General features: G+C 71.7%; 14 protein-coding genes. 10 read left to right on the top strand and 4 right to left on the bottom strand.

Annotated features, from left to right (window positions below):
* Positions 1-244 precede the first annotated feature (244 nt).
* Entirely contained in the window at positions 245-994 is a 750-nt protein-coding gene (locus tag STRTUCAR8_RS04860; RefSeq protein WP_006374315.1) for a gamma-glutamyl-gamma-aminobutyrate hydrolase family protein, read from the bottom strand.
* Positions 995-1,083: 89 nt separating this feature from the next.
* A complete protein-coding gene (locus tag STRTUCAR8_RS04855; RefSeq protein WP_006374323.1) occupies positions 1,084-1,815 on the bottom strand; it encodes a FadR/GntR family transcriptional regulator in 732 nt (243 codons plus the stop codon).
* 85 nt (positions 1,816-1,900) lie between these two features.
* Between STRTUCAR8_RS04855 and STRTUCAR8_RS04850 the strand changes: the two genes are divergently transcribed.
* From STRTUCAR8_RS04850 to mycP, 5 genes are all read left to right on the top strand, one after another.
* Entirely contained in the window at positions 1,901-3,271 is a 1,371-nt protein-coding gene (locus STRTUCAR8_RS04850) for a glutamine synthetase family protein (protein WP_006374311.1), read from the top strand.
* An 11-nt stretch (positions 3,272-3,282) separates the two neighbouring features.
* The gene (locus tag STRTUCAR8_RS04845; RefSeq protein ID WP_006374319.1) at positions 3,283-4,686 is read left to right on the top strand and encodes an aldehyde dehydrogenase family protein; all 1,404 of its coding nucleotides are present in this window, start codon (positions 3,283-3,285) and stop codon (positions 4,684-4,686) included.
* Complete coding sequence (locus tag STRTUCAR8_RS04840; RefSeq protein ID WP_006374317.1) at positions 4,683-5,492, top strand: 3-oxoacyl-ACP reductase; 810 nt, start codon at positions 4,683-4,685, stop codon at positions 5,490-5,492. The genes STRTUCAR8_RS04845 and STRTUCAR8_RS04840 overlap by 4 nt, the downstream gene beginning before the upstream one ends.
* Positions 5,493-6,032: 540 nt before the next feature.
* Positions 6,033-8,435: a hypothetical protein gene (locus STRTUCAR8_RS55045; protein ID WP_277814642.1), complete on the top strand. Its 2,403-nt coding sequence runs from the start codon at positions 6,033-6,035 to the stop codon at positions 8,433-8,435.
* The gene (gene mycP, locus STRTUCAR8_RS04830; RefSeq protein ID WP_006374320.1) at positions 8,432-9,637 is read left to right on the top strand and encodes a type VII secretion-associated serine protease mycosin; all 1,206 of its coding nucleotides are present in this window, start codon (positions 8,432-8,434) and stop codon (positions 9,635-9,637) included. The genes STRTUCAR8_RS55045 and mycP overlap by 4 nt, the downstream gene beginning before the upstream one ends.
* Before the next feature lie 51 nt (positions 9,638-9,688).
* Here mycP and STRTUCAR8_RS04825 read toward each other — a convergent pair whose 3' ends face one another.
* The gene (locus tag STRTUCAR8_RS04825) at positions 9,689-10,750 is read right to left on the bottom strand and encodes a serine hydrolase (protein ID WP_006374322.1); all 1,062 of its coding nucleotides are present in this window, start codon (positions 10,748-10,750) and stop codon (positions 9,689-9,691) included.
* A gap of 149 nt (positions 10,751-10,899) precedes the next feature.
* Here STRTUCAR8_RS04825 and STRTUCAR8_RS04820 point away from each other — a divergent pair, with 149 nt between their 5' ends.
* Positions 10,900-11,631, top strand: coding sequence for an SseB family protein (locus STRTUCAR8_RS04820; protein WP_006374325.1), 732 nt, complete (start codon positions 10,900-10,902; stop codon positions 11,629-11,631).
* Positions 11,632-11,640: 9 nt separating this feature from the next.
* Positions 11,641-11,973, top strand: a complete 333-nt coding sequence (locus STRTUCAR8_RS04815) for a hypothetical protein (protein WP_044471641.1) — start codon at positions 11,641-11,643, stop codon at positions 11,971-11,973.
* A gap of 40 nt (positions 11,974-12,013) precedes the next feature.
* Here STRTUCAR8_RS04815 and STRTUCAR8_RS04810 read toward each other — a convergent pair whose 3' ends face one another.
* Positions 12,014-12,391 carry a DUF1844 domain-containing protein gene (locus STRTUCAR8_RS04810; protein ID WP_006374324.1) on the bottom strand — a complete coding sequence of 126 codons (378 nt, stop codon included), beginning with the start codon at positions 12,389-12,391 and terminating at the stop codon, positions 12,014-12,016.
* 368 nt (positions 12,392-12,759) lie between these two features.
* On the opposite strand from STRTUCAR8_RS04810, the gene infC reads away from it, so the two are divergent.
* The 3 genes from infC to rplT all read left to right on the top strand — a co-directional run bounded on the left by infC (position 12,760) and on the right by rplT (position 14,288).
* The gene (infC, locus tag STRTUCAR8_RS04805) at positions 12,760-13,503 is read left to right on the top strand and encodes a translation initiation factor IF-3 (RefSeq protein WP_078507111.1); all 744 of its coding nucleotides are present in this window, start codon (positions 12,760-12,762) and stop codon (positions 13,501-13,503) included.
* A gap of 106 nt (positions 13,504-13,609) precedes the next feature.
* Positions 13,610-13,804 carry a 50S ribosomal protein L35 gene (gene rpmI, locus STRTUCAR8_RS04800; RefSeq protein ID WP_006374321.1) on the top strand — a complete coding sequence of 65 codons (195 nt, stop codon included), beginning with the start codon at positions 13,610-13,612 and terminating at the stop codon, positions 13,802-13,804.
* Between the two features lie 100 nt (positions 13,805-13,904).
* The gene (gene rplT / locus STRTUCAR8_RS04795; RefSeq protein WP_006374312.1) at positions 13,905-14,288 is read left to right on the top strand and encodes a 50S ribosomal protein L20; all 384 of its coding nucleotides are present in this window, start codon (positions 13,905-13,907) and stop codon (positions 14,286-14,288) included.
* Positions 14,289-14,368 lie beyond the last annotated feature (80 nt).

Genomic DNA, 14,368 nt, shown 5'->3' with positions numbered 1-14,368 from the left:
ACAAGGTCCCGAGGGCGCCTTTCGCCGTTCTCCCGCGGACTCCTGAGCCGCCGCGGCCGGTTCCCCGCCGGTTCCGGCGCCCGCCGGGCGTTGCCGCACCGCAACCCGCTGTTCGAATGCGGGCCGGGTTACGGCCGTCCTCCACAGATTCGGTGAGTTTTTCGCGTCCACACCCTGGGGACTGTGAAGTCCTCCGCCCCTACCCGTCCCATCCCGTTCGTGGGGGATGTGCCGCCAGACCCCCCTACGGCCCTGAACGGGCCTTGTCCTCAAACTCCCCCAGAGGGGGGACCCCCAGACGGGCTGCAAGGACCAGCGCTGCCATCACCCGCACGTCGTCCCCCATCTCCGGGTGCCACTGCACCCCAAGCACCCAGCCCGGCCCGCCGTCCCCCGGTTCCACCGCCTCCACCGTGCCGTCCGCCGCGTACGCCGAGGGCATCAGCCCCCTCCCCAGGCGGTCCACCGCCTGATGGTGGAACGTCGGCACCGACGTCTCCTCCGGTACCGCCTCCTCGTAGCGCGTCCCCGGTACCGGCTTCACGGAGTGGTGGCCGAAGACGCCCGGTGTCTCCGCGTGGCCGTCGATGTGCTGGACCAGCGTGCCGCCCAGGGCGACGTTCAGCAGCTGCATGCCCCGGCAGATGCCCAGCAGCGGGGTGCCCGATGCCAACGCCGCCTCGATCAGGGCGAGTTCCCAGGCGTCCCGCGCCTCGGCGGGTGGGCCCGTGCGGGGGTCGCGCTCGGCGTCGTACCGGCCGGGATCGACATCGGGGCCGCCCGCGATCACGACACCGTCGAGCCGGGCGACCGTCGCGGCGGCGTGTGCCGGGTCGTCCGGCGGGAGCATCGCGGCGAGGCCCCCGGCCCGCTGCACGAGCCTCGGATACCCGGCCGGCAGCAGCGCCGCGGGCAGGTTCCACACACCCCAGCGCGTGCTGGAGTCCAGATACGTGCTGACGCCGATGAGCGGTCGTCGTCCGGTCGTGGTCACGAGGCTCTCCTGGCGTCCGATGGCAACCCAAGCATCCAATGGCGTACGGCCATACCATTGCCGACCCTCGCCCCGGGTGGCAACCCTGTTCAGGCCAGGAACCCCCGGAGCAGCGCCGCCGTCCCCGAGCAGTGCTCCCGCATCATCGCCCGCGCCCCGTCCGCGTCTCCGTCGAGCACCGCGTCCACCAGTGCCGCGTGCTGCCGCTGGGAGTGCTCCAGGTTGCGCACCAGCAGCGGGATGCAGTCGAGCAGGTCGTTCACCGTCGCCCGTACCGCCGCGTACTGCGAGGTCAGCGTCGGTGAGCCGCACAGCTCGGAGAGGGTCAGGTGGAGCAGGGTGTCCAGGCGGCGGTAGTCCGGCAGCGGGGCGTCCTGGGTGCGCGCCAGCGCCTCCCGCAGCCGGCTCCCCTGTTCGGCCGACAGCCCGTGCTGCGCGCACAGGCCCGCCGCGCCCACCTCCAGCACCTCGCGGAAGCGGAGCACGTCCTCGATGTCGACCGTGCTGATCCGCCGTCGCAGCTCGTCCTCGCCCGCCCCGCCGCGCGGCAGCACGAACGTGCCGCCGTACCGGCCGCGCCGCGACTCCACGAGCCCCTGGTCCTGGAGCACCTTCAGCACCTCGCGCAGCGTCACCCGGCTGATGCCGAGCCGCTCGGCGAGTTCACGCTCGGCCGGCAGCCGCTCGCCGCCCGGCACCAGGCCCAGTCGTACGACCTGGAGAATCTGTTCCAGCGCCTCCTCGAAGCCGTTGCCCGCCCGCACGGGCCGCAGCACCGGCGTCAACCGGTCCTCCAAGCCGTCCTCCGCGTCCAGCGACATCTGGCCGTACCCCCTTCCCAAGCAATGGTTCTCCGCAATACCTTATGGCTTCCGGCTGACCGAAGAAGCCGAAGGAGGTTTTCCCGTGGCAGACCGCACACCCCCGCTCAGCGTCGAGGAGCTGCACGCCCTCGTCGCGAGCGGAGAGATCGACACTGTTGTCCTGGCCTTCCCCGACATGCAAGGGCGGCTCCAGGGCAAGCGGTTCGCCGCCCGTTTCTTCCTCGACGACGTCCTGGAGCACGGCACCGAAGGCTGCAACTACCTCCTTGCCGTCGACACCGAGATGAACACCGTCGACGGCTACGAGATGTCCTCCTGGGAACGGGGGTACGGCGACTTCGCCATGCACCCCGACCTCTCCACACTCCGCCGGCTGCCCTGGAACGCGGGTACGGCGTTCCTCGTCGCCGACCTCGCCTGGAACGACGGGTCACCGGTCGTCGCCGCGCCCCGCCAGATCCTCCGCCGCCAGCTGGACCGGCTCGCCGAACACGGGTTCACCGCGAAGGTCGGCACGGAACTCGAGTTCATCGTCTTCAAGGACACCTACGAGCAGGCCTGGGACGCCCACTACCGCGGACTGACCCCGGCCAACCAGTACAACATCGACTACTCGATCCTCGGCACCGGGCGTATCGAACCCCTGCTGCGCCGCATCCGCAACGAGATGACGGCCGCCGGACTGACCGTCGAGTCCGCCAAGGGCGAGTGCAATCCCGGCCAGCACGAGATCGCCTTCAAGTACGACGACGCTCTCGTCACCTGCGACCAGCACGCCGTCTACAAGACGGGCGCCAAGGAGATCGCCAGCCAGGAGGGCGTCTCGCTCACCTTCATGGCCAAGTACAACGAGCGCGAGGGCAACTCCTGCCACATCCACCTCTCGCTCGCCGACGCCGACGGCACGAACGTCATGGCGGGCACCGCGGCCGACCCCGGTGGCATGTCCGAGGTGATGCGGTACTTCCTCGCCGGGCAGCTCGCCGCGCTCCGGGACTTCTCGCTGCTCTACGCGCCCAACATCAACTCGTACAAGAGGTTCCAGCCCGGCTCGTTCGCGCCGACCGCCGTCGCCTGGGGGTACGACAACCGCACCTGCGCGCTGCGGGTGGTCGGCCACGGCCGCTCCATGCGGTTCGAGAACCGGCTGCCCGGCGGTGACGTCAACCCGTACCTCGCCGTGGCCGGTCTGGTCGCGGCAGGGCTGTACGGCATCGAGCAGAAGCTGGAGCTGCCCGAGGTGTGCGCGGGCAACGCCTACGCCGGCGACTACGCCCACGTCCCCACCACCCTGCGCGAGGCCGCCGAGCTGTGGGAGAACAGCCCCATCGTCCAGGCCGCCTTCGGTGACGAGGTGGTCGCCCACTACCGCAACATGGCACGCGTCGAACTCGCCGCCTTCGACGCCGCGGTGACCGACTGGGAGCTTCGCCGCTCCTTCGAACGTTTGTGAGAGGTCCTTTCTTGTCGTACGAGCATGAGCGCGAACTCGCCTACGAGCGTGAGCTTCGCGTCCTCAACCCCGCCACCGAGGACGTCGTCGCCACCGTCCCCGCCGCCACCCGGGAGGACGTCGACGCGGCCGTCGTACGGGCCACGCACGCACAGGCGCGCTGGGCCGCCCTGGCGCCCGCAGACCGCGCCCGTCTGCTGCGCCGCTTCGCGGCCACCGTCGACGAACACCTCGAACAACTGGCCCGGTTGGAGGTGCGGGAGGCCGGGCACGTCATCGGCAACGCGCGCTGGGAGGCAGGCAACGTCCGAGACCTGCTCGACTACGCGGCGGGGGGAGTGGAGCGGCTGACCGGGCGGCAGATCCCGGTCGCCGGCGGCCTCGACATCACCTTCCTCGAACCGCTCGGCGTCGTCGGCGTCATCGCGCCCTGGAACTTCCCCATGCCGATCGCCGCCTGGGGCACGGCCCCCGCCCTCGCCGCGGGCAACGCGGTGATCCTCAAGCCCGCCGAGACCACCCCCCTGACAGCCCTGCGCCTCGCCGAACTCGCCCTGGAAGCAGGCCTGCCGGAGGGCCTGTTCCAGGTGCTGCCGGGCCACGGTCCCGTCGCCGGAAACGCGCTCGTCGAACACCCGGGCGTTGCGAAGATCGTCTTCACCGGGTCGACCGGCGTGGGCAAACAGGTGCTGGCGAAGGGGTCGGCGCTCCTCAAGCGCGTCACCCTCGAACTCGGCGGCAAGAGCCCCAACATCGTCTTCGCAGACTCGGACATCGAGGCCGCCGCCGCGGCAGCACCGATGGCATTCCTCGACAACTCCGGCCAGGACTGCTGCGCCCGCACCCGCATCCTCGTCCAGCGCTCCGTGTACGACCGCTTCCTCGGCCTCCTCGCGCCCGCCGTCGAGTCCGTCCTCGTCGGCGACCCGGCGGACGAGAAGACCCAGATGGGCCCACTGATCTCCAGGGCCCAACTGGACCGCGTACGCGGGTACGTCACCGACGACCTGACCGGCATCCGGGGCGAGGCACCCACGGGCCCCGGCTTCTGGTTCCCGCCCACCGTCCTCACCGACGTCGACCCGCACGCGCGCGTGGCCGTCGAGGAGGTCTTCGGCCCCGTCGCCGTCGTCATCCCGTTCGACGACGAGGCGGACGCCGTGGCGCTCGCCAACGGCACCGACTACGGCCTCTCCGGCTCCATCTGGACCCGGGACGTGGGCCGCGCCCTGCGCGTGTCGCAGGCCGTCCGGGCAGGCAACCTGTCCGTCAACTCGCACTCCAGCGTGCGCTATTCGACCCCCTTCGGCGGTTTCAAGCAGTCCGGGATCGGCCGCGAGCTGGGCCCGGACGCCCTCACCGCATTCACCGAGACGAAGAACGTCTTCATCAGCACGGAAGGCCCCGCACAGTGACCGAATCGACGCCAACGACCTCCACCGGCGAAGCCGCCGTCTGCCGACGCCTTGTCGGCCGTACCGCCGTCATCACCGGTGCCGGCAGCGGCATCGGCCTCGCCACCGCGCGCAGGCTCGCCTCCGAGGGTGCCCACGTCGTCTGCGGCGACGTCGACGAGACACGTGGCAAGGCCGCCGCCGACGAGGTGGGCGGGATCTTCGTCAAGGTCGACGTCACCGACCCCGAGCAGGTCGAGGCGCTCTTCAAGACGGCGTACGACACCTACGGCAGCGTCGACATCGCGTTCAACAACGCCGGCATCTCGCCGCCCGACGACGACTCCATCCTGGACACCGGCCTGGAGGCCTGGAAGCGCGTCCAGGAGGTCAACCTGACCTCCGTCTTCCTGTGCTGCAAGGCGGCGATCCCCTACATGCGGCGCCAGGGCAAGGGCTCGATCATCAACACCGCCTCGTTCGTGGCGAGGATGGGCGCGGCCACGTCCCAGATCTCGTACACCGCGTCCAAGGGCGGCGTCCTCGCCATGACTCGTGAACTGGGCGTGCAGTTCGCCCGGGAGGGCATCCGCGTCAACGCCCTCTGCCCGGGGCCGGTCAACACCCCGCTCCTTCAGGAACTGTTCGCCAAGGACCCGGAGCGCGCCGCCCGACGGCTCGTCCACATCCCGGTCGGACGGTTCGCCGAGGCCGACGAGATCGCCGCCGCTGTCGCCTTCCTGGCCAGCGACGACTCGTCGTTCGTCAACGCCACCGACTTCCTGGTCGACGGTGGCATCGCGGGCGCGTACGTCACACCTGTGTAGGCACCGGCCTCGCCCCGCCCTCGCCGCACCCCGGCGGGGGCGTAAGCCCTGGTGGACACGATTACCGCAGGGCAGGGGATGATCCGGGCAGAAGCCCCCGGTGCCGCGGACCGGTTCCCGTTCGGTGGGTGTCAGCCCGTAGAGTGACGCTTCACGCAGGGAGGAGCCACCGCGCGCGGAGGTACGCGCCCGGATGGCGGTACGCCCGCGCGGGTATGCGTGCCCGGGACGGCCGCGTTCCGCGCCGCACGGACTCCGCCGGCCCTGCGCCGGTACGAGGAAACGGGGGGTGCATGAGCACGGAAGCGCGGCGCGCCTCCATCCCTCCGCGCCCGGCCACCCCGCCACCGCCGACCGAGCCGCCGGTCACGGACGGTACGGGCGCGACGGACGGTACGGCTGGAGACACGCGAGTTGCGCAAGGCGCGCCTGGAGCGGGCGAGACGGCGCGACAGCGCGGGCCGGGGGCCCCTCGCGACCGGTGACGCGGCGAGCATGTCAGGGCGTACGCCCGGTGCGTCTGGCAGGGCGTCAGGTTCCGTGACCCCCGCCTCCACGCCCCCCGGCGCACCGGCCGCCCCCGCGCGGACGCCGAGCGCCTCGAAGGACGCTGCCCCGCCCCGGTTCCCGCACCTGCGAGCTCCGTCCCGGGAAGCCGACGGCCCCATAGCCCCGCCCCCGCCACCCTCCTCGGCCCGCCTCCCCGACGCGCCCCCGGTGGCCGGCGGGCCGACGACACCGCGCCCCCGGCCCGACCTGCCGCCGCTCCCGGCCCACCAGCCGCCCGTGGCTCCCTGGCGCCCGGCAGGCCTCGCCCACACCGAACCCGAGACCACCAGGCGCCTGCGCATGCCTCCGCCGCGCCCCACCGAGGCACCCCCCGCCCCGACCCGTAGACCGACCGCCGGTCCGCAGACGCGCTCCTCGGACATGCCCCCCACCACGCCCAGGACAGCGCCCCGCACCCCGGACCAGCCCCTGGCCCCCATCGGCCGCCCGTACCTCCCCACCCCGCCCCGGACACCGGCCGCCCGCCCCGGCACCGCCGAGACGCCTCCGGCGCCCACCGGTGGTCCGCGCCCCGCGAACGCGCCTGCGGGCCGCTCTGGCCAGGCGTCGAGCGCTCGTCCGGGCTCCGCCGAGGCCCCCTCGACGTCCGGTAGTCCGCGCCCCGCGAGCGCGCCTGCGGGCCGCTCTGGCCAGGCGTCGAGCCTTCGTCCGGGCTCCGCCGAGGCCCCCTCGACGTCCGGTGGTCCGCGCCCCGCGAACGCGCCTGCGGGCCGCTCTGGCCAGGCGTCGAGCGCTCGTCCGGGCTCCCCCGAGACCCCTCAGGCGCCCGCTGGCGTTCCGCGCCCCGCGAACGCGCCTGCCGACCACTCCGCCCGAACACCGGCCGCCCGTCCGGGCTCCGCCGAGACACCTTCGGTTCCGGCCGATGTTCCGCGCCCGGCGAACGCCCCCGTCGGCCGCCCGGGTGCCGGGGACGCCTCCGTCGGCCCCGTTGGCCGCCCGTACCTCGCCGATCCGCCCGCGGCCGACGCGCCGACCCGCCGCCTGGGGACCGGGAACGCCTCCGACGGCCGCCCCTACCGGCCGAGTACGCCCCGAACGTCGGACGCCCGTCCCGGCACCGCCGAGACACCCCCGGCGCCCAACGACCCCTCGCGCCCTGCGAGTGCCCCCGCCGGCCGGCCGTATCTCGGGGATCGGCCCGCCACCGACCCGCCGCAGGCGCCGACCGGCCGCCCGGGTGCCGGGAACACCTCTGTCGGCCGTCCCTACCGGCCCAGCCCGTCCCCGGCGTCGAGCGCCCATACAGGCACAGCCGCGACACCCCCGGCACCCGCGAACACGCCCGCCGGGCGCCCGTACCTCGCGGACCCGTCCACGACCGGCCCGTCGAGCGGCCGCCCCGGTGCCGTGAGCGCCCCCGTCGGCCACTCGTACCGGCCGAACCCGCCCGTCGCCGACCCGTCTCAGGGGCCCGGCAGGCGGCCGGACGCCGGGGAGATGCCCGCGGCGCCCGCCGGCCCTCCGCGACCCACGAACGTGCCCTCCGCGGCCGGCATGCCCGACCCCGCCCTCTCCTGGAGCGCCCCCTACGGCGACAGCGGGACCGTCGGTTCCGGGCGGCCCGTCGTCTCGCTCGCGCAACCCGACGTGTACGGGGCGGAGACCAGGCCCCGCTCCTTCAGCGGGCGGGCGCTGCTCGCCGTCGGCTGTGCCGTGCTCGGGCTCGGGCTCATCGGCGGTGCGCTGACCGGGAGTTGGCTGACCGGGGACGATTCCGGGGACGCCGGTGCGCGCACCACGTTCACCGCGGCCGGGTCGCTCTGGCACAGCGTCCCCGTGGACCAGCTCTTCCCGCCCACCGTCGAGGGCGACGGAGCCGGCCCCGGCGGCGCCGACCGGACCTGGATCCGGATCGCCGTAGCCCCGGACACCGGCTGCGCCGACGCCTTCGACCCGCTGCTGCGCAAGGCCCTCGCCCCCGTGGGCTGCCAGCGCCTCCTGCGCGCCACCTACACCGACGAGACCCAGAGCTACGTCACCACCGTCGGCCTGCTCTTCACCAAGGCCGACGCCGCCGCGATGAACGCCCTGCGCACCCGCTTCAGCAACGAGCACCTCGACCGACGTACCGACCTGATGCCCCGCCCGTACGCCGCGAAGAACACCGTCGCCGACGACTTCGGGGACGCCCAGCGCGCCTCCTGGACCATCTCCGTCCTCACCGACGCCCCCGTCGTCACCTACGCCGTCTCCGGCTGGGCCGACGGCCGCGGTGTCGACGCCCCGCAGCCCGCCGAGGAAACCATGGAGTCCGGCGCCGCCACGGCCATCGCCCAGGCGGGCCTGGGTCACGAGGCGAAGGGCCTGGCCGACCGCGTCGAACGGGCGCTGCGAAAGACCGTCGGCTCGGCCGCGAAACTGCCGTCATGACCCGCACCCGCACAGCCCGAAGCGGGCTCCTCGTCCTCCTCCTCGCCGGTTCCCTCACCCTCCTGCCCGCCACCAGCGCGTACGCCGACAGCATCCGAGCCCAGCAGTGGGCCCTGGACGCGATGCACGCACAGGAGGCCTGGCGGACGACCAAGGGCAAGGGCATCACCGTCGCCGTGCTCGACACCGGCGTCGAGGCCGACCACCCCGATCTCATCGGCAACGTCCTCGAAGGCAAGGACATGGTGGGCTTCGGAGCGAGCCAGGGCGACGCGTCCTGGGCGAAGCACGGCACCGCCATGGCCGGCATCATCGCAGGTCACGGCCACGGCTACGACAACGGTGACGGCGTCCTCGGTATCGCTCCCGAGGCCAAGATCCTGCCCATCCGGGTCATCCTCGAAGACGGCGACTCGGCCCGTGGCAAGGCCCGCAACACCCGCGGCAACGCCCTCGCCGAAGGCATCCGCTGGGCCGCCGACCAGGGCGCCGACGTCATCAACCTCTCCCTGGGCGACGACTCCAAGTCCGCTCATCCCGAGCCCGCCGAGGACGAGGCCGTCCAGTACGCCCTGAAGAAGGGCGCCGTCGTCGTCGCCTCGGCCGGCAACGGCGGCGAGAAGGGCGACCACATCTCCTACCCGGCCGCGTACCCCGGCGTCATCGCCGCGACCGCCGTGGACAAGTACGGCACCCGCGCGTCCTTCTCCACCCGCCGCTGGTACGCCACGGTCAGCGCCCCGGGCGTGGACGTCGTCATCGCCGCTCCCGACCACCGCTACTACGAGGGCTGGGGCACGAGCGCCGCCGCCGCGTTCGTCTCCGGCGCCGTCGCCCTCATCAAGGCCGCCCACCCCGGACTGACCCCCGCCCAGATCAAGAAGCTCCTGGAGGACACGGCCCGCAACGCGCCGAACCGCGGCCGGGACGACTCCCGCGGTTTCGGCTTCATCGACCCCGCGGCGGCCCTCAGGGCGGCGGCCAAGCTGAAGCCGGAAGGACTGAAGTCGACCGCGTACGGCAAGGAGTACTTCGGTGCGGGCCCGGACGCGGCGCCCTTGGAGGACGACAGCTCCAACTGGACCGGTGCCGTCGCCGGCGGCCTCGGTGTGGTCCTCCTGATCGCGGCGGTCCCCCTGTGGCGCGGTCGCCGCAGAACGGCCGACCACCCGGCCCACGACTCCTACGACGACAGCTTCTGAGCCCGGGAGGCGGGCCGCGGGCGGTGGCTGACCGGAGGGCCTGACCCGCCGTCAGGAACCGCTGGCGGTACCGGACTTCGTGACACCGGCAACAGTCGAGCTGGTGGTCTTAGTCGTGGTCGCAGCCGCGTTCGTGGTTGCGTCGGTGTCGGTGTCGTCCGTGCTGTCGAACACCGAGACCGCCGCCCGCGCCGCCGCCTCCACCAGCGAAACCCCCTTCGCCTTCGTCGTGTTGCCGTTCGACACCACCGCGACCAGGAACTCCCGCCCGTCCGCCGTCGTCACCCGCCCGATGCTGTTGATGTCCCACAGCCCGGTCGCCGTACGCGGCAACCACCCGTTCTTCAGGGCGAAGCGGCGACCGGCGGTACTCGTGGCAGCCGCGGCCGACACTCCCCAGTCCTGGTCCTCGGCTATCGAGCCCATCAGACCCCGCAGATACGTCCGGGACGCCTCGTTCAGCTGCGAGGCCTCCCCGCTCGCCGCGAACACCTGCTGGAGCAGCGTGAGTTGATCGGCCGCGGTGGTCTGGGTCAGGCCCCACAGCATGCCGGCGCCGCCCTCGGTGTCCGTCAGCCCGAAGCGCTTGTTGGCGGCGGCGAGACCCTTTGCCTCACCGATCGCCTTCCACAGCGCGGACGCAGAGGCGTTGTCGCTGAGCTCGATCATCGAGGTGGCGTACGCCTTCTCCTGCGCGGTGAGGCTCCGGTCGTCGTCCTGCGCCTTGAGCAGCAGCGTCGCCAGGATGTCCACCTTGACGATGCTCGCCGTGTCGAACGTCCCGTCGCCGTAGACGGCGCTGTCACCCGACTCGACGTCGAGCACGGCCACGGACACCTCGGCCCCGTCCTCGGCCGCCGCGGTCACCGGCCGCATCGCCTCGGCCAGCAGCGTGTCCGGTTCCACCGTGGGCTCCGCGACGGGTTCCACCGACGACTCCTCGCTCGCTTCGGTCCGCACGGGCGCTGCCGCCGCCGACGATACGCGGCCCACGTCCGCGTGAGCCTGCGCCTTCACATACGCGGTGCCCGCGCCCGTGGCGCCCATGACGACCGCGGAGGCGAGGACGATATAGACGAGCGACCGACGCCGGGGAGCTCTCTCAGAGGCCATGCCGTGATGCTGGCGGCCGTGACTGTGCGGTTGATTAGGCGAATGTTAGATGCGTGTCAGCGATGACTGAGAATTCCGTGAAACCGGTGAACGGCAGGTTTCCGGGGCGGCGAAGGCCCAGGAGCGATCCCCCGATAGGGTCGGTCACCGTGGCGAACAAGAACATTCCCGACTCCGGCTTCCCCGACGACGACGGCAGCGCCGACCCCCGGCTGAGCGCCGCACTGGCGGCCTGGGCAGAGGACCGCACCGCCGTCGCACCGGTGCTGGCCGCCCTCACAGGGGCCCGGCTGCTCGTCCCCGTCGTCGCCGTGCTCGGGGAGGTCGAGGAGGACGAGAACGGCCTTCGCCACGAGAAGACCAGCGACATGGCCGTACCGACCCTCAAGGCCGGCGACCGGACCGCCCTGCCCGCCTTCACGTCCACCGACTCGCTGGCCCGCTGGGACCCGGCCGCCCGACCCGTCGCCGTCCCTCTGCACCAGGCCATCCAGGCAGCCGCGCACGAGAAGGCGGACACGATCGTCCTCGACCTGGCCGGCCCCGTGCCCTACGAGCTGAGCGGCTCCGCGCTGCTCGCGCTGGCCGAGGGGCGTACGACGGCTGATCCGCTCGCCGATCCCGCCGTGGTCGACGCCGTACGGGCCGCCGTGGCCGCCGAGCCCGCCGTGGTCCGCGCCCATCTGGGCCCGGGACAGGCCGACGGCACCCTCGCCCTCGTACTGGATCCGACCGCGCCCCCGGCCGACGCCGCCCGGGCGGTCGCCGGGCGCCTCGCCGCCGACGAGACACTGAGGGCCCGCCTGGTACGCGGCCTCGACCTGGCGCTTCTGCCTGCCGGAGCCACGCCCCCGGGCGAGCCCCTCTACGTGCGGTCCTGAGGACAGGACATGGGAATCGAACTGGAGCTGCACTCGGGACGCCCCTCCTACAAGAGGTCGCCCCGGGATACGCGGCTGCGAGGTTCCTACGAGCACGGTGAAGCTTTGGCCAGGGCGCTGAGCGCGCTCGACCGACACGGCTCGGGCAAGCTCGGCTGGGTGGATCCGTACGGCGACACCCTGTTCAACGAGCAGGAAGCCCAGGTCGCCCGTCAGGAGGCTGTCGCTCTGGCGCAGCTGTGTACCGACGAGCAGCAGAGGGCGGCCCTGCTCGATCTCGCCGAGCTGCTGGCAGCGTGCGCCGCGACGCCGGGCAGTTACCTGTGGTTCATGGGTGACTGACCGCTCCCGGTGTGCTGCCGCTCAGCGCCCGATCCGCGATCTAGCCGTAGATCGGGCCCGTGTACTTCTCGCCGGGGCCCTGGCCCGGCTCGTCCGGGACGAGGGACGCCTCACGGAACGCCAGCTGGAGCGACTTCAGGCCGTCGCGCAGCGGGGCCGCGTGGAAGGAGCTGATCTCCGTCGTGCTCGCGTCGAGCAGACCGGCGAGGGCGTGCACCAGCTTGCGCGCCTCGTCCAGGTCCTTGTACTTGTCGCCCTCGTCGGTCAGACCGAGCTTCACGGCGGCGGCGCTCATCAGGTTCACGGCGACCGTCACGATCACCTCGACCGCCGGGACCTCGGCGATGTCGCGGGTCATGGCGTCGAAGTCGGCACCCTGGGAAGCGTTCTCGGCACTCTGGGGAGGGGTCTCACTCATGACCCACACGATAGGCCCCGGGGACCCGGCCCTTTTGTGCGGGCGGCCAGTACCCGGCGGTTAGCACCACCTCCTACTTGGTGCTAACCTTTTGTAACGACCGGCTGGACACTTGCGTGCCCGGCCCACAAGTGGAGGCTCCGATCTCCCACCCGACCGCCCTCACGGACGGCGGGTCACCCGGTCAGGCGGCCACCATCGTTCCGTACGGACGATGGAGTCGCCCGATGTGCGCCCCGCGGTTGACCGCGGCGGTGCTCCGGTATGCCTTTGGAGCCCCGCCTGTGTCCCGTCGGGGCATTTTTTGTGTGCCCCGGTAGTTGGTCCCATTGTCATCAGAGACATACGCGACGGTCCGCCAGACCGCCGTGTGGTGCTACCGAGGAGGATCCATCAGCACCGAGCCCCGCATCAACGACCGGATTCGCGTTCCCGAAGTGCGACTTGTCGGTCCCAGCGGCGAGCAGGTCGGGATTGTTCCGCTTGCCAAGGCCCTGGAGCTTGCGCAGGAGTACGACCTCGACCTGGTCGAGGTGGCGGCGAGCGCTCGTCCGCCGGTCTGCAAGCTCATGGACTACGGGAAGTTCAAGTACGAGTCGGCCATGAAGGCCCGTGAGGCGCGCAAGAACCAGGCGCACACGGTCATCAAGGAAATGAAGCTCCGGCCGAAGATCGACCCGCACGACTACGACACCAAAAAGGGTCACGTCGTCCGGTTCCTCAAGCAGGGCGACAAGGTCAAGATCACGATCATGTTCCGTGGTCGCGAGCAGTCCCGGCCCGAGCTGGGCTACCGACTGCTGCAGCGGCTCGCCTCGGACGTCGAGGACCTCGGGTTCATCGAGTCGAACCCGAAGCAGGACGGCCGAAACATGATCATGGTTCTCGGTCCGCACAAGAAGAAGACCGAGGCGATGGCCGAGGCTCGTGAGGCCCAGGCGGCCCGCAAGGCGGAAGCGAAGGCCAACCCGGGCAAGTCGCAGAACGCCGCGGAGACCGATGAGGTCGACGGAATCGACGAGGACATCGTCGGTGACGTGGCCCTCGGTGACGACGAGGACATCTCCGAAGAGACCGCCGAGGCTCCGGCCGAGGCGTCCTCCCAGGTCTGATCCCGGGGCTCACGCCCTGGGGTGCCAACCCATACACATGACGTTCCACCGTGCCCGGTTTAACGACCGGGCACCGGAACGCCACTGACGAGGAGAGAACGGCGCTATGCCGAAGAACAAGTCGCACAGCGGTGCCAGCAAGCGCTTCAAGATCACCGGCTCCGGCAAGGTGCTCCGCGAGCGCGCCGGCAAGCGCCACCTGCTCGAGCACAAGTCGTCCCGCGTGACGCGGCGCCTCACCGGCACCGCCGAGATGGCCCCGGGCGACGCCGCGAAGATCAAGAAGCTTCTCGGCAAGTGACGTACCGGCGCCTGTGCGCCGTAAGTACGTCTGAAGACCGGGACCCCATCGAAATCGGGCCGTGTGACGACCACCACGGCCCCGCTGCAAGGAGTTAAAAGTGGCACGCGTCAAGCGGGCAGTAAACGCCCACAAGAAGCGCCGGGCGATCCTCGAGGCCGCCAAGGGTTACCGCGGTCAGCGTTCGCGCCTGTACCGCAAGGCCAAGGAGCAGGTCACCCACTCCCTGGTCTACAACTACAACGACCGCAAGAAGCGCAAGGGTGACTTCCGTCGGCTGTGGATCCAGCGCATCAACGCCGCTGCCCGCGCCAACGGCATCACCTACAACCGCTTCATCCAGGGCCTGAACGCGGCGAACATCGAGGTCGACCGCAAGATCCTGGCCGAGCTCGCCGTCAACGACGCCACCGCGTTCGCCGCGCTCGTCGAGGTCGCGCAGAAGGCTCTGCCGTCGGACGTCAACGCGCCCAAGGCTGCGTGACGCTCGCGCTGGCCTGAGCCGCGTGTGATGTGAACCGGACCCGCAGGTGTTTGCCGCCTGCGGGTCCGGGCGTTTTTGGG

Source organism: Streptomyces turgidiscabies Car8, assembly GCF_000331005.1.
In the GTDB taxonomy this organism is placed as follows: domain Bacteria; phylum Actinomycetota; class Actinomycetes; order Streptomycetales; family Streptomycetaceae; genus Streptomyces; species Streptomyces turgidiscabies.
Note: the sequence above shows the minus strand (reverse complement) of the source record. Positions and strands in the feature narration are given on the sequence as shown.

What these genes read in the sequence shown, in the direction of transcription:
- STRTUCAR8_RS04855 (WP_006374323.1), bottom strand. Translation starts at nt 1,815, where the DNA reads ATGTCGCTGGACGCGGAGGACGGCTTGGAGGACCGGTTGACGCCGGTG.
- mycP (WP_006374320.1), top strand. Translation starts at nt 8,432, where the DNA reads ATGACCCGCACCCGCACAGCCCGAAGCGGGCTCCTCGTCCTCCTCCTC.
- STRTUCAR8_RS04825 (WP_006374322.1), bottom strand. Translation starts at nt 10,750, where the DNA reads ATGGCCTCTGAGAGAGCTCCCCGGCGTCGGTCGCTCGTCTATATCGTC.
- STRTUCAR8_RS04815 (WP_044471641.1), top strand. Translation starts at nt 11,641, where the DNA reads ATGGGAATCGAACTGGAGCTGCACTCGGGACGCCCCTCCTACAAGAGG.
- STRTUCAR8_RS04810 (WP_006374324.1), bottom strand. Translation starts at nt 12,391, where the DNA reads ATGAGTGAGACCCCTCCCCAGAGTGCCGAGAACGCTTCCCAGGGTGCC.
- rpmI (WP_006374321.1), top strand. Translation starts at nt 13,610, where the DNA reads ATGCCGAAGAACAAGTCGCACAGCGGTGCCAGCAAGCGCTTCAAGATC.